The sequence below is a fragment of the [Bacteroides] pectinophilus genome (assembly GCA_025146925.1).
Taxonomy (GTDB): domain Bacteria; phylum Bacillota; class Clostridia; order Lachnospirales; family Lachnospiraceae; genus Bacteroides_F; species Bacteroides_F pectinophilus.
Genome location: CP102260.1, coordinates 2,551,038 through 2,577,500, shown reverse-complemented (window position 1 = coordinate 2,577,500; position 26,463 = coordinate 2,551,038). Strand labels below are relative to the sequence as shown.

Sequence of the window (26,463 nt, the reverse complement as noted above, 5' to 3'; positions counted from 1 at the left end):
GTATCCGAATCCGAAGGCAGCGAGGCAGTATCCAGAGTACCACGAGACACGAGAAACCTTGTGGGAAAGAGCGGGGACCACCCCGTAAGGCTAAATACTACCCAGTGACCGATAGCGCATAGTACCGTGAGGGAAAGGTGAAAAGGACCCCGGGAGGGGAGTGAAAGAGAACCTGAAACCCTGTGTATACAAGCTGTGGGAGGACGTTAAAGTCCGACCGCGTACTTTTTGTAGAACGGTCCGGCGAGTCACGTTTACCGGTGTGGTTAAGTACTTAAGGTACGGAGCCGAAGTGAGAGCAAGCATGAAGAGTGCATGTAATCAGTAAACGTGGACCCGAAACCGGGTGATCTACCCATGTCCAGGCTGAAGCTGCCGTAAGAGGTAGTGGAGGGCCGAACGCACATCCGTTGAAAAGGGTGGCGATGAGGTGTGGGTAGGGGAGAAATTCCAATCGAACCCGGAGATAGCTGGTTCTCCTCGAAATAGCTTTAGGGCTAGCCCTGTGACAGTCACACGCAGGTAGAGCACTGAATTTCCTAGGGGGCGTCAAAGCCTACCGAAGAATATCAAACTGCGAATGGCGTGGTGATGATTCACAGGAGTCAGACTGCACGAGATAAGTTGGGTGGTCAAAAGGGAAAGAGCCCAGACCCACTGCTAAGGTCCCAAAGTGCGTGTTAAGTGGAAAAGGATGTGGGATTTCAAAGACAGCTAGGATGTTGGCTCAGAAGCAGCCACGCATTCAAAGAGTGCGTAATAGCTCACTAGCCGAGAGGTCCCGCGCCGAAAATGTCCGGGGCTGAAACACGACACCGAAGCATGGGAATCATACACAAGTATGGTTGGTAGAGGAGCATTGATGACGCGGCGAAGCGGTACCGGCAAGGAGCCGTGGAGTGTCATGAAGAGAGAATGCCGGAATGAGTAGCGAGATTAAAGTGAGAATCTTTAAGGCCGAATATCCAAGGTTTCCGGGGTAAAGCTGATCTGCCCCGGGTAAGTCGGGGCCTAAGGCGAGGCGGAGACGCGTAGCCGATGGACAACAGGTTGAGATTCCTGTACTGCAATGGATCAGAACTGTGGGGACACGGGAGGTAAAGGAAAGCCGGGAAAGGAAAGCCCGGTGAAAGCCGAGGAGGCGTATGCGAGGCAAAACCCGCATGCAAGCCAGAGCGGTGAGAGGAGCGAAACAAAAGTAGCGAAGTTCCGGAGCCTGCCGTCAAGAAAAGCCGCTATAGTGTCCATTGTACCCGTACCGTAAACCGACACAGGTAGATGAGGAGAGAATCCTAAGGCCGGCGGGAGAAGCATTGTCAAGGAACTCGGCAAAATGACCCCGTAACTTCGGGAGAAGGGGTGCCACAGCAATGTGGCCGCAGAGAATAGGCCCAAGCAACTGTTTAGCAAAAACACAGGTCTATGCAAAACCGAAAGGTGAAGTATATGGGCTGACGCCTGCCCGGTGCTGGAAGGTTAAGGGGAGATGTCAGGAAACGAAGCATCGAACTTAAGCCCCAGTAAACGGCGGCCGTAACTATAACGGTCCTAAGGTAGCGAAATTCCTTGTCGGGTAAGTTCCGACCCGCACGAAAGGCGTAATGATTTGGGCGCTGTCTCGACAATGCACCCGGTGAAATTGAAGTGCCAGTGAAGATGCTGGCTACCCGCGCCAGGACGGAAAGACCCCATGGAGCTTTACTCTAGTTTGGCACTGGGATCTGGCATTGCACGTACAGGATAGGTGGGAGGCTGAGAAATGATGACGCCAGTTGTCATGGAGCCGGCGTTGGGATACCACCCCTGCATTGCTAGGTTTCTAACCAGCCGCCGTGATCCGGCGGTGGGACAATGCCAGGCGGGGAGTTTGACTGGGGCGGTCGCCTCCGAAAGGGTATCGGAGGCGCTCAAAGGTTCACTCAGAATGGACGGAAACCATTCGCAGAGCGCAAAGGCAGAAGTGAGCTTGACTGTGACACCGACGGGTGGAACAGGTACGAAAGTAGGACTTAGTGATCCGGTGGCATAAAGTGGGATTGCCATCGCTCAACGGATAAAAGCTACCCTGGGGATAACAGGCTTATCACTCCCAAGAGTTCACATCGACGGAGTGGTTTGGCACCTCGATGTCGGCTCATCGCATCCTGGGGCTGGAGTAGGTCCCAAGGGTTGGGCTGTTCGCCCATTAAAGCGGTACGCGAGCTGGGTTCAGAACGTCGTGAGACAGTTCGGTCCCTATCCGGCGCGGGCGCAGGATATCTGAGAGGAGCCGTCCTTAGTACGAGAGGACCGGGACGGACTGACCTCTGGTGTACCGGCTGGCATGCCAATGCCACGGCCGGGTAGCCAAGTCGGGCAGGGATAAACGCTGAAGGCATCTAAGCGTGAAGCCCCCCTCAAGATGGGATATCCCACTGAGTAATCAGGTAAGACCCCTTGAAGACGACAAGGTTGATAGGCTGGAGATGTAAGTACAGCAATGTATTCAGTTGACCAGTACTAATAGGTCGAGGGCTTAACCGAAGAAAGAAACGGATAGAAAGAGAGTGCCTGAGGAGTTATCCGAAGGTAAGGGATGTAAAAGATAATTTAATGTGCAGTTTTGAAGGGTCAAAACCTTTCAGTAAGTAGTGCGTGGCATTGCAGCGCATATTCCTCGATAGCTCAATGGTAGAGCGCACGGCTGTTAACCGTGATGTTGTAGGTTCGAGCCCTACTCGGGGAGCTTTTTAATATATATAATTATTAAGGCTCCATGGTCAAGCGGTTAAGACACCGCCCTTTCACGGCGGTAACAGGGGTTCAAATCCCCTTGGAGTCATTTTCGTGTATATAGGTTTTATGAATTTTATACATGCCGACATGGCTCAATTGGCAGAGCAGCTGATTTGTAATCAGCAGGTTATCGGTTCAAGTCCGATTGTCGGCTCTTATATGGACCTTTAGCTCAGTTGGTTAGAGCAACCGGCTCATAACCGGTCGGTCCTGGGTTCGAGTCCCCGAAGGTCCATTATTTTATTTAATTGAATATTATATCTATTGTATATCAGGTATTTTAGTGATATAATACATTAGTAATTTGGCCTGGTGGCTCAGTTGGTTAGAGCGCCGCCCTGTCACGGCGGAGGTCATGGGTTCGAACCCCATCCGGGTCGCTTGTGTTATTACAGTTTATCATATGATATCTGCAATATCATATGGGGTCTTAGCTCAGCTGGGAGAGCATCTGCCTTACAAGCAGAGGGTCATAGGTTCGAGCCCTATAGGCCCCACTTAATGCGGTTAAGCATTTTAGGCCGGCGTGGCGGAATTGGCAGACGCCTTGGACTTAAAATCCAATGGGAAGAAATTCCCGTACCGGTTCAAGTCCGGTCGCCGGCACTTGGATTTGCTAATACAAATCAATTTAATATGTATGCGCTAATAGCTCAATTGGATAGAGCGTTCGGCTACGGACCGAAAGGTTGGGGGTTCGAGTCCCTTTTGGCGCACTGTTTGAGGATCTGTATGTGTACAGGTCCTTTTTTGTTTGTTTATTGTTTTTGACATGCTGGCTGCTTTACCGGGAAATCCTGATGACTGTTATGTAGTTTATATAGATAGTATAAAAATAATATTAGTTTGAAAATAATATTATAGAAAGCGAAAGACCATACAACTTAGTTGTATGGTCTCTCTGAGGGGAGTATAAATAATTAATAAGGGGTTATAGTAAAAAGAAATAATAAGGGGAATTTCTTCTTACAAATGATAATATATCATATGATTTCATGTTTTGCAACAGGAAATTGCAGAAAAATGAAAAAAATTTTAAATAATGTCGAAAGATGCGATAAGTACTGAATAAAAAGAAGGATTATAAGTAATACTAGGATATGTAGCATATTTAATATAAGCTTATAAGGAGGGCCTGATAATGGCAAAGAACAGCTATAACTCATCAGAGAGTAATTCAACAGATTCAATGGGGAATTCATCAAAGAATTCATCGAAGAATGCATCAGACAATTCATCCAGGAACAGTTCTTATAACAGTTCTAAGAACAGTTCAAAAAACAGTTCAAAGAACAGTTCAGACAGTTCGGACTGCTTTGGCAATTCTTATAATAAAGAGGATGATTGTTACTAACAGGCATCTGTATATTATTTCGAGATAATAAATAGTGGGGCGCAGTGTGGTCAGGATATATGTATGATATATGAAATTATTTGAGTACATAAGTCATGACCATGCTGCATTTTTTTGAAATATGAATAATATATATTATATATTGAGTGCCGGGATGATGATATGTCATTTGAGATTATTAATGCAAGGATGGTAAAGGCATACATGCAGGATAAGAATGCAGTGCTTATTGATCTGCGGCCGCAAAACGAGTATCTTCAGGAGCATGTTGAAGGTGCGGTGCACATGGAGATGAATACATTTGAGAGGGAGATAGTAAGATATGATAAGACGGCTGTACTTATATTCTATTGCGACAGAGGTGCCAACAGTATGATAGCGGCAAGAAGGGCTGATGAGATGGGATATGCAGCAAAAAGTGTTATTGGCGGATATGGGGCATTTGGTTGACAATGCAGCGGCTACGCCTTACAATTAAGAACATGGGAAATATGAAATAAAAAATAACATACAAAATAAATAAAGAGAGAGCAGACAGGTTTATATGGAGATTTTTAAGCTGGTTGCGCCGTGTCATTTTGGACTTGAAGCGGTGCTTAAGAGAGAAATAACGGATCTGGGATATGAGATAACGCAGGTTGAAGACGGAAGAGTAACATTTGAAGGTGATGCAGAGGCTATATGCAGGGCTAATGTAGGTTTAAGAACGGCTGAAAGGGTTCTTATGCAGGTCGGAAGGTTTAAGGCAGAGACATTTGATGAGCTGTTTGAGAATACAAAGGCGCTTGAGTGGGAGAACCTCATACCAAAGAATGGAAAATTCTGGGTAACAAAAGCTAACTCAGTTAACAGCAAGCTTTTCAGCTCTTCAGATATACAGAGTATAGTTAAGAAAGCAATAGTTGAGAGACTTAAGTTAAAATATAAGACAGATTGGTTTGAGGAGACAGGAAGTGAATATCCTATCCGTATCAATATAGTCAAGGATGAGGTACTTGTAGCACTTGATACAACAGGCAATTCACTTCACAAGAGAGGATACAGGCCGGTAGCCGGTGCAGCACCGATTTCTGAGTCACTCGCAGCGGCGCTTATTATGCTGACACCATGGAATAAGGACAGAATACTTGTTGATCCATTCTGCGGAAGTGGTACATTTCCAATTGAGGCAGCTATGATGGCTGCTTCAATTGCTCCGGGAATGAACAGAACATTTACAGCTATGAAGTGGGATAATATTATACCGCCAGCTGAGTGGGATGCTGTAATAGAAGAAGCAAAGGATATGGTTAATCTCGATATTGATGTTGATATTCAGGGTTATGATATTGATGATGAGGTCCTTAAGGTGGCAAGAATGAATGCTGCCAGATTTGGTGTGGACAAGCTCATACATTTCCAGAAGAGAGATGTACGTGAACTGAGCCATCCTAAAAAATACGGATTTATTATAACCAACCCGCCATATGGTGAAAGACTTGAGGAAAAGTCAGCTCTGCCGCCTATATATGAGGCTTTTGGAAGACAATTCGCCAAGCTGGATACATGGTCGGCATATATGATAACTTCCTATGAAGATGCAGAAAAATATTTTGGCAGAAAAGCTGATAAGAACCGTAAGATTTACAATGGTATGATTAAGACTTACTTCTACCAGTTCTTAGGTCCGAAGCCGCCGAGACGTGGAGGAACGAATTGAAAGATAATAAGGGACTGTATATTACACTTGTTGTAATTGCAGTTGTGTTTGCCGGAGTCATCTTTGGCGGAAGGCTCTTAAGGGAAGAGATTGCAGTAGGCCAGACTGTTTCAAATGATGAACGCCCGGCAGAATGGAATATGATTATTGCACAGGAGATTAATTCCCGTGGAATACAACTTGTTCTGGATGGCAAAGAGCGTGAAGTGTCAAAAGGGCAGATTATCATGAACAGTGATAATCAGATTATGTTAGATGAGAATCTTTTTACTAAGGATTTTCAATGTGCATTTGCATGCATAGATGAAAGCAGCATCATTATAATGAAAGGCAGCGCAAGGGCAGATATTGAGATTGGCACGGATTTTATGACTGTGGGAGAGAATGTGTCACAGATAAAGAATGCTGCGCAGATTATTGATGGTGATGCATATGTGCAGGCTGAAGTGCTTGAGAAGGCATTTGGTTATGGTTATAAGTGGGATATAGATAAGAATACAGTATTCCTTAATGACAGCAAGAAAAGTGCCAATGTTCTTCCGTCAAGATTTACATATGCTGACCTGGACAAGCTGCCATCAGTGCGTAATCAGGGCAGGCTGAGCACATGCTGGGCATTTGCCGCATGTACGGCACTTGAATCAGGGCTGCTCCCAAAAGAACATTATACATTTTCAGTAGATAATATGAGTGTTAATAACGGCTTTAAGGGAACTCAGGCGGATGGTGGCGAGTGTATGCGCGCAATAGCGTATCTGGCATCGTGGAAAGGACCTGTGAAGGAAGAGGATGACCCTTATGGTGACGGAATATGTAATTATGACGCAAAGCCTGTGAAGCATGTCCAGGAAGTCCAGATTATCGACAGCAAGAATTTTGAGAGTATTAAGAAAGCAGTATTCCTGCATGGTGGCGTGCAGACGTCCATATATACGCAGATGACGTCAGGAAGCGGATATTCAAGGTATTACAACAAATCTAACAATGCATACTGTTACATAGGAACAAACAGGCCTAATCATGATGTTGTTATCGTGGGCTGGGATGACAATTATTCCAAGTATAATTTCAACGGAACTCTTGAGGGAGACGGTGCATTTATCTGCATGAACAGCTGGGGAAGCTCATTTGGAGATAACGGATTATTTTATGTATCGTATTATGATTCTAATATTGGTATGCATAATGTGGTATATACAGGAATTGAAAGTACGGATAATTATGAGAAGATCTATCAGACGGACCAGTGCGGCTGGGTAGGTCAGATGGGATATGATGATTCAACGGCATACTTTTCTAATGTATATACGGTTGAGGATGATGAGCTGCTTCGCGCAGTAAGCTTTTATGCAACCGGCAAGGCGACAGAATATGAGATATATCTTGTAAATGATTTTAAGAGCACGGCGTCATTTGATAAGATGCAGTTTGTCCAGAAGGGAAGCTTTGTCAATGCGGGATATTACACGGTTAAGCTGGATAAGCCGGTTGAACTTGCAGCAGGCTCACAGTGTGCTGTAATTATTAAGATTAAGACTCCGGGCTCAGTGCGTCCGGTTGCCATAGAATACCGCGCGGATGAGTATACTGCAGATGTAGTTCTTGATGACGGGTGCGGGTATGTGAGTCTTAACGGAAGGTCATGGGAACATGTTGAGGAATCCAAGAACTGTAATATATGCCTTAAGATGTTTACCGACAGTATTGATTAGCGGAATATATAGCAGAATGTGTGACGTGAAGCAGACAGTAACATGATAGAATAGTGTAGAAAGGTATATTGAAATGGCAGAAAAAATTATATTTGCAACAGGTAATGCCGGCAAGATGAAGGAAATACAGATGATTATGTCTGACCTTGATGTTGAAGTTGTATCCATGAAGGATGCCGGAATTAATATTGATATAGATGAAAATGGAACAACATTTGAGGAAAATGCTCTTATTAAGGCACGGGCAGTAATGCAGGAATGCAATATGATTACTCTTGCAGATGATTCGGGTCTTGAAGTTGACTATCTTAATAAGGAACCGGGAGTGTATTCTGCAAGATATATGGGAGAAGATACGTCATATGATATTAAGAACAGGTCTATAATAGACAGGCTTGAAGGCGTTACAGGCAATGACAGAAGTGCAAGGTTTGTATGTGTTATTGCAGCGGCGCTTCCTGACGGACGTACACTTACAACAAGGGGAACGATAGAGGGGCTTATCGGTTATGAACAGAAGGGTGAGAATGGCTTTGGATACGATCCTATAGTATATGTACCGGAATATGATGCAACGACTGCCGAATTGTCAATGGAAGTCAAAAACAGTATCAGTCACAGGGGCAAAGCACTGGCTGCAATGAAGGCAAAACTGCTTGAAATGGGGCTTGTCAAAAAAAAGTAAAAAAAATCAAAAAAACTTTAAAAAAAGTGTTGACATTCTGATAGCCTTATAATATAATAACACTTGCGTTGCGGTACTAAAGATTCTGAAGCCGCTAAGCAGCAGTTATATCGGGGTGTGGCTCAGCTTGGCTAGAGCGCTTGATTTGGGATCAAGAGGTCGCAGGTTCGAATCCTGTCACCCCGATTGGTTACGGAATATCATCTGTAACTTAATATAATATGTTTTATGCGGGTGTAGTTCAATGGTAGAACACTAGCCTTCCAAGCTAGATACGTGGGTTCGATTCCCATCACCCGCTTTGTGTGTCCGTAGCTCAGCTGGATAGAGCAACGGCCTTCTAAGCCGTGGGTCGGGGGTTCGAATCCCTTCGGGCACACTTTTTAATTACATGGTGGGTATAGCGAAGTTGGTTATCGCGTCAGATTGTGGCTCTGAAGGCCCAGGGTTCGAATCCCTGTACTCACCCTTTAATGGGCTATCGCCAAGCGGTAAGGCACAGGGTTTTGATCCCTGCATCTCGTTGGTTCGAATCCAACTAGCCCAGCTTGGATCGTGAAGCTGTAACGATTCGGCTGGTCGCGATTTCCATTAATCGGTTTACGAATCGAAGATGTATGGGCTCATAGCTCAGCTGGTAGAGCACTAGACTTTTAATCTAGGTGTCCCGGGTTCAAACCCCGGTGGGCTCACTTTAATAATGAGAGTAAGAAGAACGCGTATGCGTTCTTTTTTTTGCTTTTTTATCAGACTTTCATTTTTATATGGAAGAAAAGAGTGGCTTGGAGTATAATGCAGTGTAAATAAAATATAATTATTCATTAATTTGAATTGAATGGAGCAGAGTATGGGAAAGAAAAGGTTAAGAACTATTATGGACATTGCAGCCGCGTTAATGGCTGCAGCAGGAATAGTATTGGCAATATGCCCGGTTAGTATAAAAGCCGGTACTGATTCAGGGAAAACACTTGAAGATGGAAAATGGCAGACGGTTAAGCTTGGAACGCAGTCGGACAAGATGAAAGATGCGTCATATGACGCTGCGTCAGGGACTCTGCAGCTTAATTCGGGCAGCAATGGTAAGATGGCCAATACCGGGCAGTCAGGGTTTGTGATGTATTATACTAAGGTCAAATCAGACGATTACAATGTGACTGTAAGAGGAAGATTTCACGTAACAAAGGTAGACAAAGCAGATAATCAGTCTTCTTTTGGAATAATTGTCACAGACAGCCTTGGAAGCAAAGATGCAAGTGCTGATTACCTGAATCAGGCCGAGATATGTGCAGCAACAAAAAATGAGGCAACAAAGACATGTATTCCGGGAATAAGAACTCTGTTTGGTAATATAGATGCGTCGGGAAAGAGTAATAATGGTGGCACGTGTGATGTGACGCAGTATTTTGACAAGGACGCAACAGTGTTTAAATCAGACAATGCAAAGAATCTGTATTATAATTTTGAAGTTGTTAAAGACAGCAACGGATATGTATTTAATTACTACAGTGATGACTGGAGTAAGATTAATTACTCAAAGCGCATTTATAATCCTGAGAAGCTTCTTAAGCAGGATAAAGAGAATGTGTATATAGGTTTTTATGCAAGCCGTATAGGGACTGTAGAGGTTACTGATATTTCTTATGAACAGCACACACCTACGGCGGAAGAAAAAGCAGCTGTTGATAAATCAGCGTGGGCAGATTATGACAAGGTATCGGTTAAGACATTTAACGGAACGACTACTTCATCCGATGATTACATATATCGTTTTACAGGTAATGTAAAAGGAACACTAACGGTAAAGGATGACCATGGCAATATATATATAGACGGGCAGGAGATATCTTCAGGAGATGCGGTAAAGTTTGCATTGTCTGATAAGGGCATCAGCCTTCCGATGGGTGATACTACATTTATCACAACGGTTAAGCCATATGAAAACGCTATAAATGCAGATGGCAGCAGGGAATACTCTGACAGGCTTTTGCTAAAGGATTATTCACCTGTAGAGATAAAAGATAAAGTAACAAGAAAAGACGCAGTGGCAGCAGGAAACGGCATTGTCTATGTATCACCACAGGGGGCGGCAGATGCTTCAGGAACAAAGGAAGCTCCTGTAGATATAGCAACTGCGGCAGCGTATGCCAGGGCAGGCCAGACAATAGTTCTGCTTGACGGAACATATAATATGAAGACGGTGCTTTCAATTACATACAGCGTAAGCGGAACAAAGGATGCGCCTATTACACTTAAGGCTGAGAATGCAGGCAGAGCAGTGTTTAATGGATCTTCAATTGCCAAATCATCGGATGCGGTAATCTCGTTAAAAGGTAATTACTGGAATATATACGGAATAGATGTATGTAACGCTTCAGACGGAACCAAGGGAATACATGTGTCAGGAAGCAATAATACAATAGAAATGTGTAATATTTATGAGAATGGTTCTACAGGCCTTCAGATAAGTTACTCCGGCGGCGAACCGTCAGAATGGTGGCCTTCGGGAAATCAGATTAAGAATTGCTCATCATATTATAATTGTGACAGTAAGCAGAATGATGCAGATGGATTTGCCGCCAAGCTGTCAGTTGGCAGTGACAATGTATTCGACGGATGTATTGCATATTCTAATGCTGATGACGGATACGATCTGTATGCCAAGGATACAGAAGGATATGGTCCGATAGAGCCTGTTACGATACAGAATTCACTTGCATATAATAACGGAATGCTTAAAGACGGAAGTAATTCCAAGGCGAGTGGTAATGGCTTCAAGCTTGGTGGAGAAGGTCTTACCGGAAAACATGTGCTTAAAAATTGTGTGGCATGGAATAACGGAGGTTCGGGAATAATGAGTAATAATGGGCCGGACTGCCGGGTATATAATTGTACGTCAGTGGATAACGGACATTTTTCAAGAACGGGAGGAACGGACAGCAGGAATAATTACCAGCTTACACCTAAGAACGGCGAAAAGTATTCAGGAAATACGGGATATGTCCTTGAAAATGTAATCAGCTTTTATACGGCGGCTGTTACCGATTCCGGGAAAATGTCATCTGACAAGTTTACACTTAAAGGACAGAATGATGATGTCATCTACAAAACGAACAACTATATTTGTAAGAATATAGACAGCAGGGAATGTGTTAATAAGGATGGAAGCAAGGTATCTGCAGACTGGTTTGAATCAGTGGATTATAATAACATAGTTCCTACGCGTGACAGTGACGGAAGTATAGACATGCATGGATTATTTGTCCTTACGGATAAGGCTCCGTCAGGCGTAGGTGCAGTTATAGGTGCAGCAGATTCTTATGATACGGCAGTGATTAGTTCCGATGTTCCAAAGCAGAATCAAAATACCGGCAAAGGTGTAATATATGCAGTATTTGTGGTAATAATAGCAGCAGCTGCAGTGGCTTATGTGTGCGTTAAAAAGAAGAAGCACTAGGGACATGAACTAGAATGAAATGGAGGCCTGCATGAATATATTTGACATAATAGGTCCGGTAATGGTAGGACCATCCAGCTCACATACGGCAGGGGCTGTGAGGATAGGATATATATCGCGGAAGCTTATGGGAGAGCCTGTCAGTAAGGCACAGATTAATCTGTACGGTTCATTTCTTGCAACAGGTAAAGGGCATGGTACAAGGAAGGCTCTTGTGGCAGGACTGCTTGGAATGAACACTGATGACATGAGAATACCGGACAGCTTCGAGATTGCAAAGGAGCAGGGGATGGAGGTGCATTTTGGTGAAGCGCGGCTGAAGGATGCACATCCGAATACGGCGCAGCTTATACTTACCGGGCAGTCAGGAAGGCAGCTTGAAGTGATAGGCCAGTCCATAGGCGGTGCAAGGATAAATATTGCACAGATTGACGGAATTGATACCAATTTCTCAGGCGATTACCCGACACTTGTTGTTCATAATCTTGACCAGCCGGGGCATGTTGCAGAGGTAACATCAATGCTTTCGCACAAAGGTGTTAATATAGCAACCATGCAGCTGTACCGCTCAAACCGCGGCGGCGAGGCTGTAATGGTACTTGAGTGTGATCAGGAGATACCGGAGGATGGCATCAGATGGCTTGAGAAGGTGGAAGGCGTGAAGAAGGTTACATACCTTTCGATTGAGTAGAATAAAAAGGAGACAGTTATGGCAGGATATCATTCCGTAAAAGATATTCTTACAATTTGTTCAGATGAAAAGCTTCCGATATGGAAGGTCATTATGGAAGAGGACTGCATTGAGAGACAGGTAGTGCAGAGCGAATCATTTGCAGGCATGAGAGCCATGTACACTGCCATGAAGCAGGCGGACAAGTCATATGACAGCAGGCTCAGGTCAGCAAGCGGGCTTGCTGGTGGTGATGGCGAGAAACTTCATATATACAATATGTCTGATAAAAAGCTGTGCAGTGATTTTACGTCACTGGCAATGGAAAAGGCAGTTAAGATGGGGGAATCCAATGCATGCATGCGGCGTATAGTTGCCGCACCTACAGCCGGCTCATGTGGAGTTATACCGGCAGTGTTCATAGCGTATGAAGAGATTTTCAATGTGCCTGAGGACAGGATTGTTGAAGCGATGTTCATAACAGCGGGAATAGGAGCAGTAATAGCAGAGAATGCAAGCATAGCCGGAGCATCCGGTGGATGTCAGGCGGAGATAGGTTCTGCAAGTGCAATGGCAGCAGCAGGGCTTGCATATCTTGCGGGCGGTGATAATGACTGCATAGTTAACGCAATGGCGATGGCACTTAAAAATATGCTTGGTCTTGCGTGTGACCCTGTATGCGGGCTTGTTGAAGTGCCATGCATAAAGCGTAATTCTGCAGGCGCTGTTAATGCAATAGCATCTGCACAGATGGCACTTGCAGGTATAAGAAGTGCAATTGATCCGGATGAGGTGATTGATACGATGCGAAGAATAGGCAACGCAATGCCTGCAGGTCTCAAGGAGACAAGCGAGGGAGGTCTTGCACAGACACCATCAGCCCTTAAGATAAAAGAGAAGCTTGAAGAAATATAAATGAAATAAAACAATAATTAACAGAGGAGTAATATTAATGTTTAATCCGGCAAGTATATTAAAGATAAAAGGTGCATGGGACAGATTCACGGCAAATCATCCGAAATTCCCCATGTTCTTACAGGCGGTGAGCAAAGGTGCAATAAGGGAAGGTACTATAATTGAGGTACATGTGAAGCAGCCGGGAGGCGAGGACATATGCACTAATGTTAAGATATCACAGTCAGACCTGGAGCTGTTTGAGGAGATTAAGAATGTCAGATAAATGTCTGGTTATGTTCTGCGGTGGTGTAGAGACACAGGAATTCTTCTCATATGAGCTTGCAAAGGAATTTGACAGGCTGGGTTACAGGATATTTTTCTATAATCTTATGAGTGATGAATTAAGCTTCAGGCAGCTTAAGGCGTTTGTTGAGGATGCACGAAGGACAGGCAGCAGCATTTATATGCTGTCTTTTAACTTCAACGGGCTTGCAGGAGAGAGGTTTCTCTATGCTGATGACGGAAGCGTATTCTGGGATACACAGGATATCCCATGTATGAATATAGTGCTCGACCATCCGTTTTATTATCATAAGTATATTGCAAAGCTGCCTGTGAGATACCGCCAGGTGAGTATAGATAAGAATCATGAGGCGTATATGAAACGATTTTTTCCTGGAATAAAGCTTGCAGGTTTTCTTCCTCTTGCCGGTACAATGCTTGAAACCGGCGAAGACCTGATACCATGGGAAGAGCGTCCGATGGATATTGTAATGACAGGCAATTATACAAGACCTGAGACATTTGACAGGTACATAGCACATCTCGACAGGGAATATCGGGATTTTTATCATGAGATACTGGATGTGCAGCTTGCCAATCCGGACAAGACGCTTGAACAGATAGCAGAACCGATGCTTGTCAGGGAGCTTGACGGCCAGGGAAGTGATAATGGAAAGCTGTCAGATGATGATATAAAAAGCTGTTACGCCAATATGATATTTATAGATCTGTGGGCAAGATTCCATTATCGCGGAATGGCAGTTGCAGAACTTGCCGATGCGGGATTCAGGGTAGATGTGTTTGGAGCAGGCTGGGAGGCTTTAGAATGCAGATGTAAAGATAATATAATCTGCCACGGCCCGGGAGATTCAAAGAAATGTCTTGAAGCACTTGCACAGGCAAAGGTCGGGCTTAACGTCATGCCGTGGTTTAAGGACGGAGCACACGACAGAATATTTAATACAATGCTTAACGGCGCAGCGGTTCTCACGGATGGCAGCAGATATCTTAATCAGATACTGACTGACGGAAAGGATGCCGTGTTCTACAGCCTTAAAGGACGGGATGGCAGGATGAGTGGACTTGTGGAAGGAGCACACAGACTGCTTAATAGTCAGTATGGCAGTAAGGTGGCACATGCCGGAATGGAGCTTGCACTTGCAGGACATACATGGGCGCACAGAGCCCGTACACTTGATGATTGGTTGACGTTAATGTAAAAAAATGCTATTATGGATATGTATTATGCTAAGGTTGTGGCCTGGCAGTTATACGGCCGGCGGATATGGCGGAATTGGCAGACGCGATAGATTTAGGTTCTATTGTCAACAGACGTGCAGGTTCAAGTCCTGTTATCCGCACTACAGCGGTTGACCGGGTGGGCAGTGCTAAGTTGCACGCCCACCCTTTTGTATTAATATATGTGGAGGAATGCGGTATGCCGAATTTATTTAAAGCAGCAGAAAAGCTAAGTGATGATGAACTTCGTACAGAGATTGCAGTCCTTCGCAGCGTGTCTTTATCAAGTGCAGCAGCGGAGACGGGAACAAGAGTTATAGGGACTCTTGCAAAGTGGGCTAATATGCTTGTGAGTCCGGCTAACAACGATGGAGAAGGAAGATTTGATTACAAAGTAGTGACGGTTGTTGACAGGATAAAGCAGCAGTCGGAGCAGATGGCATCAATGAGCAGGGCTGAACTTAATGAGAGGCTTATGCATGAGGTATACAACAAATGCAGGGAACTTGATTCATCGGTAATACCGGAAGCGATGGACGTGGACACACTGTCTGTATGGATAACGCGTGAGGCGGGAAAGGTATTTGCAGAAAGAGATGATATATCACCTGCCAATATGTGTGTGTCAATCAAGGATAAGTACCATGAACAGATGCTTGCAAGGCTTCACAGGGAGCTTGCGGCGCAGACACCACAGCAGATTAAGGAAGCCGACAAAAAGATACAGATGGCGCTGAACAAGGTGCCGATAGAGATGATGCGTGAGCTTGCGAGAACCGTAAGACCGACAGAGTTTTCGGGTGCGGGACTGGGCAAGACGATAAGGCATGAGAATGGAACACAGAAACTTGCCATGGTAGTAACGGCTATGGGGTTTGAACCATTTGACGAGATGAGTCTCAGAGTCGGTGCAGCCTATGATATGATGAGAGGCTTTAACAGAATGCCGAGGATATTGCTTGCTGAGCTTGTGTGGATTATTGTTAAGGGATATGGAGGCAGGTTTACATTTGCAACAGACCTTCTGCCAAGCTTTGAAGGAGGCAGAGGCTATTCGTCTGATGAAGAGAAACAGTACTGGACGAGCCTTAACAGGCGTAAGGATTACATGAGCAGAATCATGCAGCAGAAAGGCGAGGAAGAGCAGCTGAAGCAGAAGTTTGAGAAAGCAACGGCTGTCTATAATGAACTCCTTGAGAGTAAGAAGCAGGCTGACATAGTCTGGGATGGACTCGAAGCTGTTAAGAATGAATATACAAAAGCCGATTCCACGAAGAATAAGGATGAGGCAAAAAAGTATTTTGCCGATGTTACAAAAGCAAGCAGAGACCGTGACTGGGCGCAGGAAAAGCTGTCAAAGGCAGAGGCACAGATGGACGGATTAGGTAATCAGCTTATGCAGAAGCGGGAGCTGCTAAAACAGATGAATGCGGAGTTTACTGAGGTACGTTCGGCAACTGACGGAATGATAGCAAAGCACAGCAGAGAGATTGAACTCCAGTGGAAAGCATATTTCTTCAGATTTACATTTGATGATGTAATATTCAGTACAATTATAACTACATTTACAAGGTCGGAGCTGCTTAAGCTTGAGGAGTACCTGAAGGAGATGCATGACAGCAGAAGACCTGATGCATATGGCTTATGGACCGAAGAAGAGGAGCAGGACGGAAAGGTTACGAAGTATAATGGAATTAAGTGCCTTGTGAGTCCGGGAAAGGATGCAACCGTAATATATTCAGGAACGTATATAAGGAAGATAACGGCATGACATGGGAAGAAGCAGTTGAACATATAAACAGTGTATCAAGGTATGGCAACAGACCGGGGGCTGAGTGCACAAAAGCGCTGCTTGCCAGACTCGGCAATCCGGAGAGAGAGCTTAAGGTAATACACATCGCAGGGACTAACGGCAAGGGTTCTGTCTGTATGTATATAGCAGGAATGTTGAGAAGTCTGGGGCTTAACACCGGTGTATTTACATCACCGCATCTTATCAGGGAGAATGAGAGAATAAGGTTTAATGATGAGCTTATAAGTGATGAGGATTTTACGGATTGCTTTGAAAAAGTACATCGGGCAGAACTTGAGCTTCTGAAGGATGGATTCGGGCAGATATCATATTTCGATTTCTTTGTAGGAATTGCAATGCTGTATTATGCAATGAAAAAGCCGGATGTTGTGATATTAGAGACAGGACTTGGAGGAAGGCTCGATTCTACTAATGCAGTTGAGAGTCCTGTGATGACAGTAATCACATCAATAAGCCTTGACCATGTTGCAATACTTGGAGATACAGTGGAGAAGATTGCAGCGGAGAAAGCAGGAATAATAAAGCATGGAGCACCTGTGGTATATGTTGCGGGCCAGGAGTATTCACATGTTATAGAAGAAAAAGCCGAAGCAATGGGAATTAAAGCGGCTGGCGTCGAAAAATCGCAATGTGAAATACATGAAATAGGTTCCAAACATATTGATTTTTCACTGGATAGCATTTATTATAAAGATAATGTTTTCAGACTTGCAACACCGGCAGTGTATCAGGTGATGAATGCAGCGCTTGCAATGACAGCGGTACAGATGCTGGTTGAGAGCAGATGCTTTGACAGGATTGCATATGACAGTATGGATCGTCAGAATTATATTGACAGAATAAGAAGAGGCCTTGAAAGTGTTACCTGGGAAGGAAGGATGGAGCAGGTCTGTGAAGGCTTCTATATTGACGGGGCACATAATCCGGATGGAATAGCAGCGCTGCTTGACACGGCAGCAGCCATGAAGAAGAATACGCGAGGGCATTATGTATTAATGTTCTCAGCCGTCAATGACAAGGATTATTCGTCGATGATTAAGGAGATTTGTGACAGTAATATATTTGATGAATATGTCATAACTCAGATAGAAGGCGCAAGATGCCTTGATGTATCAAAGATAGCGGATACATTCAGAAGATATACGGATGGGCATGTGAATGAGGAACCGGATGTGGGACAGGCAGTTAAGAAGTCTGTGGAGTGCTTTGGCGGCAATGCTACAGTAATCTGTGCCGGTTCATTATATCTTGCAGGTGAAGTAAGAAAGGTGATGTTGGATAATGATAGATTTTGATGAAGAGATTAAGAAGTTTCAGCCTATCCTTGAAGTAGAGGATGCCGAAGATGCAATATATAACAAGGATATACCTGACATAACTGATGTCCTTGGCAAGATAATGGCTGAAGCATCAGACAGCAACAGCAATAAGAAGAATAAGTAATAATTACTGACAATAATTAGTTACTAAGTTGTATTGGAACGGAGACAGGGATGAAATGTTATAATTGCGGTGCACAGCTTACAGGCGATTCAATCTGCCCTAACTGTGGCGCTGACGTATCAGTATATAATGATGTAGTAAAAGCATCTAATGCATATTATAACCGCGGACTTGAGAAGGCGAATGTACGGGATCTGTCGGGTGCTATAGAAGATCTTAAGATGAGCCTTACATTCAATAAGGGCAATATCAGGGCACGTAATCTTCTCGCACTTGTGTACTGTGAGATGGGCGATGTCGTTGAGGCTCTCAGTGAATGGGTAATGAGTAAGAATATTAAGCCGGAGAAGAATCTTGCCGGCAGCTACATAACAAGGATACAGTCCAACCAGACACGATTTGAAGCGGTTACGCAGAACATAAGAAAGTATAATGTAGCGCTTGCTGCAGCTAAGGAAGGCAATTCGGATATTGCGATAATCCAGCTTAAGAAAGTTACGACACAGAATCCGAAGTTTGTTAAGGCACAGCTTCTTCTCGCACTGCTTTACATGAAAGAGAAGGAATATGCAAGAGCCAAAAAGTGCCTTAATCAGGTACTGAGGACTGATGTGAGCAATACGCAGGCAAGAAGATACCTTAATGAGATAAAGAGACTTGAGAGCGACAGAACGGCGGAAGCACAGGACAGTTTCCTGCCTAAGCTTAAGAGCAGGAAGACTGAGACGCAGCCGCTTAACGGTAATGATGTAATAATGCCGCATTCATCGTATAAGGAGCCAAGCAACGGAGCGATTACGATTATTAATATCCTTGTGGGAGCACTCATAGGTGCGGCACTGATATGGTTCCTTATTACACCGGCACGATACAAGGGCCTTACAAGCGATTATAACCAGAGTATCCTTGAGTACAGTGAAAAGCTTTCTAACGGTAATGCGGAACTTAATTCACTGACAAGGCAGCTGCAGGATGTTACGGCAGAGAGGGATACGCTTAACCAGAAGCTTGAGAGCATATCAGGTGTTGATGGCAATAATAAGCTGCTTACGGCAGTTATTGATGCAGCCAATGCCTATATTGCTAATGAGCCGACAAAGGCAGCCAAGTATCTTGTTGATGTTGATGTAAGTTCGCTTCCGTCAGACAATGCCAAGAGCCTTTACAATACGATAGCCGCTGCAACTACTGCAAGTGCAGCTAACGAGCTGTATAATACAGGATATTCCAACTATTCGCGCGGCAGGTATGATCAGGCTGTTGAAGATCTTACGGTAGCATATAAGCTTGACAGTACCAAGGCAGATGCTGCATACTACAGCGCAAAGTGCTATGTTGCACTTGATCAGACAGAGAATGCAAAGAAGTACTATCAGTACATAGTTACTAATTTCCCAACGAGCAGATATATATCTGAAGCGACGACATATGTGTCAACACACTGACATATAGCCAGATAAATTCAATATAGCTACTAATGAACCCTTGTGCATCAGTAATGCACAGGGGTTTTTGAGTTTATTAATGTGCGTAAAGTAACGCAGGATTGGAGCAGTGAATGAATTATTACTATATGGCAATGAGGGGCTCACTTGTGATTGGGCTTAATACTGATCTGGATCATCACCTTGCGGACGAGATACGTGAGGTTATAGACGAGGTCGTTGAAGAAAGAGGGATAAGGAGTATAATATTTGACTTTTCAAAGGTAACATTCATGGACAGTTCAGGAATCGGGCTTATTATGGGGAGATATAAGAAAATGCACCGGACCGGAAGAATTGCAATTGTGTCCCCCTGCAGAAATGTAGAAAGAATCCTGCAGATATCAGGACTTTATAAAATTGTTACTGTGTTTGGAGAGCTTGGTGAAGCAATTGAATCGTGTGAAGTGCATGATGACCAGATTTGTGCCGGGGGAGGACGTAATAATGCAAAATATTAATGATGGCAATGCAATGAGAATGGAGATATCTGCAAGGTCGGATAACGAAAGCTTTGCAAGAGTTGTGGTAGCTGCATTCTGCACAAAACTCAATCCTACGCTTGATGAGATAGCCGATATAAAGACAGCGGTATCAGAAGCAGTGACCAACTGCATTGTACATGGATATGAGAATGGGCCGGGGGTAATAGTCATCAGATGTGAAATTGAGGAAGAGACGGTAACTGTAGTAATCGAAGACTATGGTGTCGGGATTGATGATGTGGACAGGGCAATGCAGCCTTTGTATACATCAAAACCGGAACTCGAACGCTCAGGAATGGGTTTTTCATTCATGGAGGCATTCATGGACAGCATTAAGGTGGAGTCAGAGCCGGGAGAAGGAACCAGAGTTATTATGACAAAGCAGCTTGGCAGCAGGTCAGTTTAACAGTCTATTGAGGGTGCAATAAGGGTGAAGTGAATGTGTGATTCTTATAATCATACAAAAGAACTTATCGAGCAGGCGCACAGAGGGGACAAAGAAGCCAGAAACAGGCTTGTTACAGAGAATATGGGACTTATATGGAGTATTGTAAAAAGATTTACGGGCCGTGGACACGAGCTTGAAGATCTTTTCCAGATAGGAAGCATAGGACTTATAAAGGCTATAGACAAATTTGACACATCTTACGATGTCAGGTTTTCGACTTATGCAGTTCCAATGATCACTGGAGAGGTAAAGCGTTTTCTGCGTGATGACGGAATGATTAAGGTAAGCCGTTCGTTAAAAGAGATTGTTGTAAAGGTACAGCGTGCAAGGGAACAGCTTCAGAAGGAGATGGGAGAGGAACCGTCAATGGAGATGATAGCAAGGGCTATTGACGTGCCTGAGGAAGATATTGTCATGGCTCTTGAGGCAGGCAGTGAGATTGAATCAATATATAAGACAATATATCAGTCTGACGGCAATGAGATTACACTTATAGACCGTGTGGCTGACAGAGGCTCATCAGGAGCCGGAATTGTTCCGGAGTGTGAATGGACAGACTATGAGAAGGAGCAGCTTATAAATCATATGGTGCTTAAGCAGATTCTGGACGAGCTTCCGGAGAATGAAAAAAACCTGATACTGCTGAGGTATTTCAGAGATCAGACGCAGACACAGGTTGCAAAAGAAATGGGAATATCCCAGGTTCAGGTCAGCAGAATCGAAAAGCGGATTCTGCTGAGACTGAGGGAAAAAATATCATGATTAAAATATTGTTATAAAGAAGTCCAGCGTCCTGAGGCACCGCATGGAAGTACAAGTCCGTTAGAACTTACAGGCAGACCAATCTCCTGTGAGTCTACAGTCCCGCCAAATGACTTAAGTTCGGTAGAGAGCATATATGTGAGAACTGCCGGCGCCAGTCCTGTAGTATATGAATTAATCAGGAAGAACAGAGGATCCGGGCTTAATAGTCTGGCGCAGAGCTGAACAAGTGAATGAATTGAATCTTCAATCTTCCAGATCTCCCCCTTAGGGCCACGGCCATATGAAGGAGGATCCATGATGATTCCGTCATAATGATTGCCACGGCGTATCTCACGCTCAACAAACTTGATACAGTCATCTACTATCCAGCGGACTGAACGGTCAGAGAGTCCTGTGCTTGCAGCATTCTCCTTAGCCCATCCGACCATTCCCTTTGAGGCATCAACATGTGTCACAAATGCTCCTGATGCAGCACATGCAAGTGTGGCACCTCCGGTATATGCAAAGAGGTTAAGAATCTTTATCTCACGGTCAGGTTCTGCAGCCTTGCGCTGTGCAATCTTACTGCCGCACCAGTCCCAGTTGACAGCCTGTTCAGGGAACAGTCCCGTATGCTTAAAGCTGAAAGGCTTAAGGTTGAATCTGAGCGGCTTCTTAAATGTATCACTTGAATAGCTTATGCTCCACTGCTCCGGCAGGTTGAAGAACTCCCAGCTTCCGCCACCCTGCTGGCTTCTGTGGTAGTGGCCATTGAGCCGCTTCCATCTTGGGTCAGTCTTAGGCGTATCCCATATTACCTGCGGGTCGGGACGGACAAGGATATAATCTCCCCATCTTTCAAGCTTCTCTTTGCAGGAAGTATCTATAACTTCATAATCTTTCCAGTTATCTGCAATCCACATATAAATAAATATCTCCGTTTCTGAATGTATAGTCTACAGTATTTATAATATATTATATTGATTCGTATTTCAACTTTATATTGATGCTGTTGTGTAAGTACTTTGCGTAAGTACTTTGAAAAGAGCCGGTTGAAGTTTGATATGGCGTATGGTAAAATTTAACTGATATTTTGCCTGCAGATAAAGCATTTTATGCGCATACAGAGAGGGTCAAAGTATATATTAGAATATGAGGAGGATAATCATGTTTTGCCCAAAATGTGGAACTAAGAATGAAGATGATGCAAGGTTCTGCGCAGCGTGCGGAGCACCATTGGAGGACAACACAGTACAGGCACCTGCGGCAGAGCAGATGACAGCGCCACAGGCACCTGAGAGTACACAGGAGGCGGCACAGCAGCCGCAGATGACGGCACAGCAGCCACAGGTACAGGCACCTGCAGCACCAAAGCAGCCAATGTCAGCAAAGCAGCGTAAGTCAATTATTACAGGAGCAGCAGTTGCGGCACTTGTTATTATTTTCATAATAGCAGGAAGTGTACTCAGCAGTCCTAAGAGAATCGCGCAGAATTATTTCAAAGCATCTATGGAAGGACAGTGGGAGAAGGCGTTTAAGTATATGGATCTTCCTAAGGGAGACTTCATTACAAAGGAGCTTCTTGCCAAAACACTTGAAGACAGAGATGCCAAGGATATAACGAACTATGAAGTCGTTGAAGATGAAGATTATGATTCCAAAATTGCCAAGAAGTTTTACGTTACATATTATACAAAAGGCAATTCAAGATCTGTGACATCAGTTGAGCTGGTGCGCGACGGGAAGTTTATGCTCTTCTGGAACAGATATAAGGTAAGTCCAAGAGATATAGTATCAAAGAATGTTAAGCTCACGGTAAGAGCAACATCCAAACTTTATATTGATGATGTAGAAGTGCCGGACAAATATATTGACAACAGCGAAGATGATAAGAAAGATAATTCAAAGTCATCATCAGAAAAAACGAAGAAGGTATATAAGATTGACGTAATGTTTGCAGGCGAACACAGAATCCGTGTAACTGATGATATTTACAGGGATATTGATAAGGATTATCAGTTCGGCTCAGACGAAGGATATACTTATGTCATCACAACGACGGATATCAGGGAGGATGTCCTTGATGCCAGAATGGCAGCGGCAGAGCAGGATCTCAAGACGTTCTTCAACGCAGCCATTGATAACAAGAGCTTTGATTCAGTTAAGGGCATGTGTGTTGATAATGCAGCAAAGTTAAAGAGCATTAAGTCGGCATATGATAAGTTTGTATCTAATACATACAAAAATGGCTATGGTGTCAAGAGTATTGATTTCAATAAGTTCTCGACACAGTCATCTTCCGGAACAACTGACGGATGTCCTTATGTTAAGGTTTCGATATCAGCAGGAGTTACAGGAACGGGAGCGCAGAAGTCAGGCCAGACAAAGAACTTTAACGAAACAACAAGTGCCACATTTACTTATATGTATAAGGATGGACAGTGGAAGATAAGTGCAGTTACGCTTTATTCCATATTCTATTAATTGTTAATTGCATAGTTACAGATATTGTATAATCAGGCTCCGGCATATGTATGCCGGGGCCTTTTTTGGTGCATAATAAAATGAGGATTATGCAGGATTTGTGTCTGCACAAAGAATTGTTATGTCACAAAAATGGGTGTTAATGGGGGAATATGAATCAGAATGAATCAGAATATCTATATAAAACTAGACAGGAATAACGAGGTGGGCAGCAGGGAAGTAACCATCGGGGATGTGGCAAGTATATACTGTACCGACAGCACAGTTGTAAATAAGCTTAAGACAATAAGGATTATGAAGATACCTGAGAATGGGAGAGACAGCACGGCAGGTAACAGAAATGCCAAAAAACAGCATATACAAAAGAAAAGATACAGTGTATCCGCAATGAAGGTAATTGAGCTTATACAGAAGGAATATCCACAGGCCTCGGTTGAGAATATCGGAGAGGCAGATTTTATAGTGGATTATATAGACGAGAAAAAGCGGAATCATCATATGGCGGCGGTTCTTGATGTTATTAAGACAGTTCTTATATGTATAGTGATTTTCTTTGGCAGCGGGTATGCAATTATGGCCTATAACAATGATGTCGGGACAACAGAGATTTTTGAAAAAGTATATGGAATGATAACAGGAGAGGAAAAGACGGATACAAACTGGATGGAACTTATGTATTCGGTGGGACTTACCGGAGGAATAGCAGTGTTCTATAATCATTTTGGAAGTAAGACATTCAGTAATGACCCTACACCGATAGAGGTTGAGATGAATAATTACGAGCAGGATCTGGATTATGCACTTATTGAACGTGGCGGAAGGTCAGGAAAGGAAGAGGATGTTCAATGACGGTATTAAAATATATAATGACAGGCCTCTTGTGCCTAGGAGGAGGCGCTGTATCGGCAGCGGGAATATTTGCAATTATAACCAGCGTCGGTCTTATTAACAGATATGCAAAAGTTACGAATACGGCAAGTCACATAAGATTATATGAAGATATGATAATGCTTGGGGCAGCGCTTGGAAATATATGGCTGCTGTATGAAATTCCGGTGCCTGTCGGAATAGCCGGAGCGGCAGTATTTGGCCTGATGTCGGGTATATATGTGGGGAGCTTTGCTGTATGTCTTGCTGAGACGGTAAAGGCTATCCCTGTTCTTGTGAGAAGAACAAGGATAGCCGGAGGTCTTGGATGGGCTGTGCTTTGCATAGCACTTGGAAAAGGCATAGGAAGTCTTGTATATTATCTGCGCCTGTATGTTATGAATTAGACTGACGTTTTACAACGAATTCGCGGACACCCATGTAACCCGGTGCGATGGAGTATTTCGGAAAGCATATGACAGGGTCACCGTCGGAATTCAGATAGAATGAAGTGTCATCTGTGATAGTAGTAAATTTGTCAGTGTTCTCAGATGTGTCAGTTCCGCTGTAACCGGCAGGATAATATCCCCAGTACATTGCATTAGAGTCAGAATTCACCTGTTCTGTAATCTGGTCAATTATTGACCGGTTGGCAATGTTGATATAATCGTCGCCGAGAATGTCTTTAAGGGTAAGTTCACGGCCGGTTGCAAAGTCATAGTTGTAATAGTAATTATCCTGAGTAAATGCAAATGCTGACATATACATGTACAGATACAATGAAAGGCAGCGGTCATCCTGATATTTTACTTCATATCTGGCTGTAAGGTCGATTGTACGCTGGTTCCATTCATCAATCGTTCCCCCTGTCTCGAGAAAGCTTTTTTTGTAATCGTCTATTACAGACTGCTGTTCCTGCATGTAATCATCGACAGTTTTCTGTATAATGGCATTGACCTGCTCTGCTGTGACATGAGCGGCATCTGATGCCGATGTGGAATCAACATCTATCTGTGGTATGTCGACATTGATTGTAACATTGTCATTCCTCTCACTGAAGCTGCGTCCCGTAACGACCTTTACGATACTTCCTATAATAGGAATATCAGATAGTGTTGCGGCAAATGCTGTGCTTGTATTGACGCCTGCAATAAAAAGAATAACTATTGCGGCAGCTGTAGATGCTACAGTGATGATAATACGGCTGTTTGTATGTTTTCTGCCTGGTGACATATTAACCGCCTCCTTTACTTTGCTGTTAAGCGTTGATGGGATGACCATATTATTGTAGGCCTCCCTGCTCTTGTCAAAAATGATATTATTCCGGTTATTCATTGTGATCCTCCATACTGTTGCGAAGCTGCTTAAGTGCTGCATAATATCGTGTCTTGGCAGTACTCAGCGGAATGCGTGCAATAGCAGCACATTCCCTCAGGGTAAGCTCTTCATAAACATGAAGTATAATTATTGTACGCATATCCTGTGGAAGTCCAAGCACAAGTGACATAATCTCATCGTCGGGATGATAGAAGCTGTCGGTATATTCGGTGTCAAATTGTTCATAAGGAATCTCTTTCTTAGTCCTGTTAATAAAATTGAGAGATTCATTTACAAGGATTCTGTAGAACCATGTCCTTATGGCTCCTATACATCTTAGAGAAGTGATATTCTCAAGCGCTTTGATAATTGTATTCTGTACAACATCCTGAGCATCATGCTCATTTTTTACATAGCAGTATGCTATTCGGTAAAAATGCGTCTGATTATCAAGGATGTACTGCACGCATTTATCGTATTTATTCAAGATGGCTCCTTCCGTTTTGTGAATTTTAAGGAAATAAAAAATATCGTATATCCGGATAATTGTATATTTTTCAATTTCTATTATATAGACAAATTAATATTAGTAAAAGTTTGGAATTTTATTA

Annotated in this window: 23 protein-coding genes, 15 tRNA genes and 1 rRNA gene (1 of these 39 cut by a window edge); 36 read left to right on the top strand and 3 right to left on the bottom strand. The window is 43.7% G+C overall.

Annotated elements, in window-relative coordinates; translation table 11 throughout:
* The 33 genes from NQ488_12140 to NQ488_11980 form a co-directional block, all read left to right on the top strand.
* A 23S ribosomal RNA gene (locus tag NQ488_12140) occupies positions 1–2,523 on the top strand (it extends 367 nt beyond the left edge of the window).
* A gap of 130 nt (positions 2,524–2,653) precedes the next feature.
* Positions 2,654–2,725, top strand: a tRNA-Asn gene (locus tag NQ488_12135).
* Positions 2,726–2,749: 24 nt separating this feature from the next.
* Positions 2,750–2,821 (top strand) — tRNA-Glu (locus NQ488_12130).
* A gap of 35 nt (positions 2,822–2,856) precedes the next feature.
* Positions 2,857–2,929: transfer RNA gene (locus tag NQ488_12125), tRNA-Thr, on the top strand.
* Positions 2,930–2,936: 7 nt separating this feature from the next.
* Positions 2,937–3,010: transfer RNA gene (locus NQ488_12120), tRNA-Ile, on the top strand.
* A gap of 71 nt (positions 3,011–3,081) precedes the next feature.
* Positions 3,082–3,155, top strand: a tRNA-Asp gene (locus tag NQ488_12115).
* Between the two features lie 44 nt (positions 3,156–3,199).
* Positions 3,200–3,272 (top strand) — tRNA-Val (locus NQ488_12110).
* A gap of 23 nt (positions 3,273–3,295) precedes the next feature.
* Positions 3,296–3,381, top strand: a tRNA-Leu gene (locus NQ488_12105).
* Positions 3,382–3,417: 36 nt separating this feature from the next.
* A tRNA-Arg gene (locus tag NQ488_12100) sits at positions 3,418–3,491 on the top strand.
* A 425-nt stretch (positions 3,492–3,916) separates the two neighbouring features.
* Positions 3,917–4,129 carry a hypothetical protein gene (locus NQ488_12095; protein UWN95293.1) on the top strand — a complete coding sequence of 71 codons (213 nt, stop codon included), beginning with the start codon at positions 3,917–3,919 and terminating at the stop codon, positions 4,127–4,129.
* 162 nt (positions 4,130–4,291) lie between these two features.
* On the top strand, positions 4,292–4,579 hold the full coding sequence (locus NQ488_12090) for a rhodanese-like domain-containing protein (GenBank protein UWN95292.1): 288 nt from the start codon (positions 4,292–4,294) through the stop codon (positions 4,577–4,579).
* A 94-nt stretch (positions 4,580–4,673) separates the two neighbouring features.
* Complete coding sequence (locus NQ488_12085; protein UWN95291.1) at positions 4,674–5,828, top strand: class I SAM-dependent RNA methyltransferase; 1,155 nt, start codon at positions 4,674–4,676, stop codon at positions 5,826–5,828.
* A complete protein-coding gene (locus tag NQ488_12080; GenBank protein ID UWN95290.1) occupies positions 5,825–7,540 on the top strand; it encodes a lectin like domain-containing protein in 1,716 nt (571 codons plus the stop codon). The genes NQ488_12085 and NQ488_12080 overlap by 4 nt, the downstream gene beginning before the upstream one ends.
* 73 nt (positions 7,541–7,613) lie before the next feature.
* Positions 7,614–8,225 carry an XTP/dITP diphosphatase gene (locus NQ488_12075; protein ID UWN95289.1) on the top strand — a complete coding sequence of 204 codons (612 nt, stop codon included), beginning with the start codon at positions 7,614–7,616 and terminating at the stop codon, positions 8,223–8,225.
* 111 nt (positions 8,226–8,336) lie between these two features.
* Positions 8,337–8,411: transfer RNA gene (locus NQ488_12070), tRNA-Pro, on the top strand.
* A gap of 44 nt (positions 8,412–8,455) precedes the next feature.
* Positions 8,456–8,526, top strand: a tRNA-Gly gene (locus tag NQ488_12065).
* 4 nt (positions 8,527–8,530) lie between these two features.
* A tRNA-Arg gene (locus tag NQ488_12060) sits at positions 8,531–8,604 on the top strand.
* A 15-nt stretch (positions 8,605–8,619) separates the two neighbouring features.
* A tRNA-His gene (locus NQ488_12055) sits at positions 8,620–8,693 on the top strand.
* Positions 8,694–8,699: 6 nt separating this feature from the next.
* Positions 8,700–8,772, top strand: a tRNA-Gln gene (locus tag NQ488_12050).
* Between the two features lie 72 nt (positions 8,773–8,844).
* Positions 8,845–8,917: transfer RNA gene (locus NQ488_12045), tRNA-Lys, on the top strand.
* 155 nt (positions 8,918–9,072) lie between these two features.
* Positions 9,073–11,679 (top strand): right-handed parallel beta-helix repeat-containing protein, encoded by a 2,607-nt coding sequence (locus NQ488_12040; GenBank protein ID UWN95288.1) that lies wholly within the window; start codon positions 9,073–9,075, stop codon positions 11,677–11,679.
* 31 nt (positions 11,680–11,710) lie between these two features.
* On the top strand, positions 11,711–12,370 hold the full coding sequence (gene sdaAB / locus NQ488_12035; GenBank protein ID UWN95287.1) for an L-serine ammonia-lyase, iron-sulfur-dependent subunit beta: 660 nt from the start codon (positions 11,711–11,713) through the stop codon (positions 12,368–12,370).
* An 18-nt stretch (positions 12,371–12,388) separates the two neighbouring features.
* Positions 12,389–13,264: an L-serine ammonia-lyase, iron-sulfur-dependent, subunit alpha gene (gene sdaAA, locus NQ488_12030; GenBank protein UWN95286.1), complete on the top strand. Its 876-nt coding sequence runs from the start codon at positions 12,389–12,391 to the stop codon at positions 13,262–13,264.
* Between the two features lie 37 nt (positions 13,265–13,301).
* Entirely contained in the window at positions 13,302–13,529 is a 228-nt protein-coding gene (locus NQ488_12025) for a hypothetical protein (protein ID UWN95285.1), read from the top strand.
* A complete protein-coding gene (locus NQ488_12020; GenBank protein ID UWN95284.1) occupies positions 13,519–14,748 on the top strand; it encodes a glycosyltransferase in 1,230 nt (409 codons plus the stop codon). Before NQ488_12025 ends, NQ488_12020 begins: the two co-directional genes overlap by 11 nt.
* Positions 14,749–14,807: 59 nt before the next feature.
* A tRNA-Leu gene (locus tag NQ488_12015) sits at positions 14,808–14,889 on the top strand.
* A gap of 77 nt (positions 14,890–14,966) precedes the next feature.
* On the top strand, positions 14,967–16,538 hold the full coding sequence (locus NQ488_12010) for a hypothetical protein (protein UWN95283.1): 1,572 nt from the start codon (positions 14,967–14,969) through the stop codon (positions 16,536–16,538).
* On the top strand, positions 16,535–17,875 hold the full coding sequence (locus NQ488_12005) for a bifunctional folylpolyglutamate synthase/dihydrofolate synthase (protein ID UWN95282.1): 1,341 nt from the start codon (positions 16,535–16,537) through the stop codon (positions 17,873–17,875). Before NQ488_12010 ends, NQ488_12005 begins: the two co-directional genes overlap by 4 nt.
* Positions 17,862–18,023, top strand: a complete 162-nt coding sequence (locus NQ488_12000; protein UWN95281.1) for a hypothetical protein — start codon at positions 17,862–17,864, stop codon at positions 18,021–18,023. The genes NQ488_12005 and NQ488_12000 overlap by 14 nt, the downstream gene beginning before the upstream one ends.
* Before the next feature lie 50 nt (positions 18,024–18,073).
* Positions 18,074–19,468: a tetratricopeptide repeat protein gene (locus tag NQ488_11995; GenBank protein ID UWN95280.1), complete on the top strand. Its 1,395-nt coding sequence runs from the start codon at positions 18,074–18,076 to the stop codon at positions 19,466–19,468.
* Between the two features lie 113 nt (positions 19,469–19,581).
* The gene (locus tag NQ488_11990; GenBank protein ID UWN95279.1) at positions 19,582–19,968 is read left to right on the top strand and encodes an anti-sigma factor antagonist; all 387 of its coding nucleotides are present in this window, start codon (positions 19,582–19,584) and stop codon (positions 19,966–19,968) included.
* The gene (gene spoIIAB / locus NQ488_11985; protein ID UWN95278.1) at positions 19,955–20,398 is read left to right on the top strand and encodes an anti-sigma F factor; all 444 of its coding nucleotides are present in this window, start codon (positions 19,955–19,957) and stop codon (positions 20,396–20,398) included. Before NQ488_11990 ends, spoIIAB begins: the two co-directional genes overlap by 14 nt.
* Before the next feature lie 33 nt (positions 20,399–20,431).
* On the top strand, positions 20,432–21,202 hold the full coding sequence (locus NQ488_11980) for a SigF/SigG family RNA polymerase sporulation sigma factor (GenBank protein ID UWN95277.1): 771 nt from the start codon (positions 20,432–20,434) through the stop codon (positions 21,200–21,202).
* A gap of 11 nt (positions 21,203–21,213) precedes the next feature.
* Here NQ488_11980 and NQ488_11975 read toward each other — a convergent pair whose 3' ends face one another.
* Positions 21,214–22,107 (bottom strand): class I SAM-dependent methyltransferase, encoded by an 894-nt coding sequence (locus tag NQ488_11975; GenBank protein ID UWN95276.1) that lies wholly within the window; start codon positions 22,105–22,107, stop codon positions 21,214–21,216.
* 244 nt (positions 22,108–22,351) lie between these two features.
* Here NQ488_11975 and NQ488_11970 point away from each other — a divergent pair, with 244 nt between their 5' ends.
* From NQ488_11970 to NQ488_11960, 3 genes are all read left to right on the top strand, one after another.
* The gene (locus NQ488_11970; GenBank protein ID UWN95275.1) at positions 22,352–23,668 is read left to right on the top strand and encodes a zinc-ribbon domain-containing protein; all 1,317 of its coding nucleotides are present in this window, start codon (positions 22,352–22,354) and stop codon (positions 23,666–23,668) included.
* 162 nt (positions 23,669–23,830) lie between these two features.
* Positions 23,831–24,517 carry a stage V sporulation protein AA gene (locus NQ488_11965; protein ID UWN95274.1) on the top strand — a complete coding sequence of 229 codons (687 nt, stop codon included), beginning with the start codon at positions 23,831–23,833 and terminating at the stop codon, positions 24,515–24,517.
* A complete protein-coding gene (locus NQ488_11960; GenBank protein UWN95273.1) occupies positions 24,514–24,942 on the top strand; it encodes a stage V sporulation protein AB in 429 nt (142 codons plus the stop codon). Before NQ488_11965 ends, NQ488_11960 begins: the two co-directional genes overlap by 4 nt.
* Here the strand turns inward: NQ488_11960 and NQ488_11955 are convergent.
* Both NQ488_11955 and NQ488_11950 read right to left on the bottom strand, forming a co-directional pair.
* Complete coding sequence (locus NQ488_11955; GenBank protein UWN95272.1) at positions 24,932–25,870, bottom strand: anti-sigma-V factor rsiV; 939 nt, start codon at positions 25,868–25,870, stop codon at positions 24,932–24,934. The genes NQ488_11960 and NQ488_11955 overlap by 11 nt on opposite strands.
* On the bottom strand, positions 25,863–26,339 hold the full coding sequence (locus NQ488_11950; GenBank protein UWN95271.1) for an RNA polymerase sigma factor: 477 nt from the start codon (positions 26,337–26,339) through the stop codon (positions 25,863–25,865). The genes NQ488_11955 and NQ488_11950 overlap by 8 nt, the downstream gene beginning before the upstream one ends.
* Between the last annotated feature and the right edge of the window lie 124 nt (positions 26,340–26,463).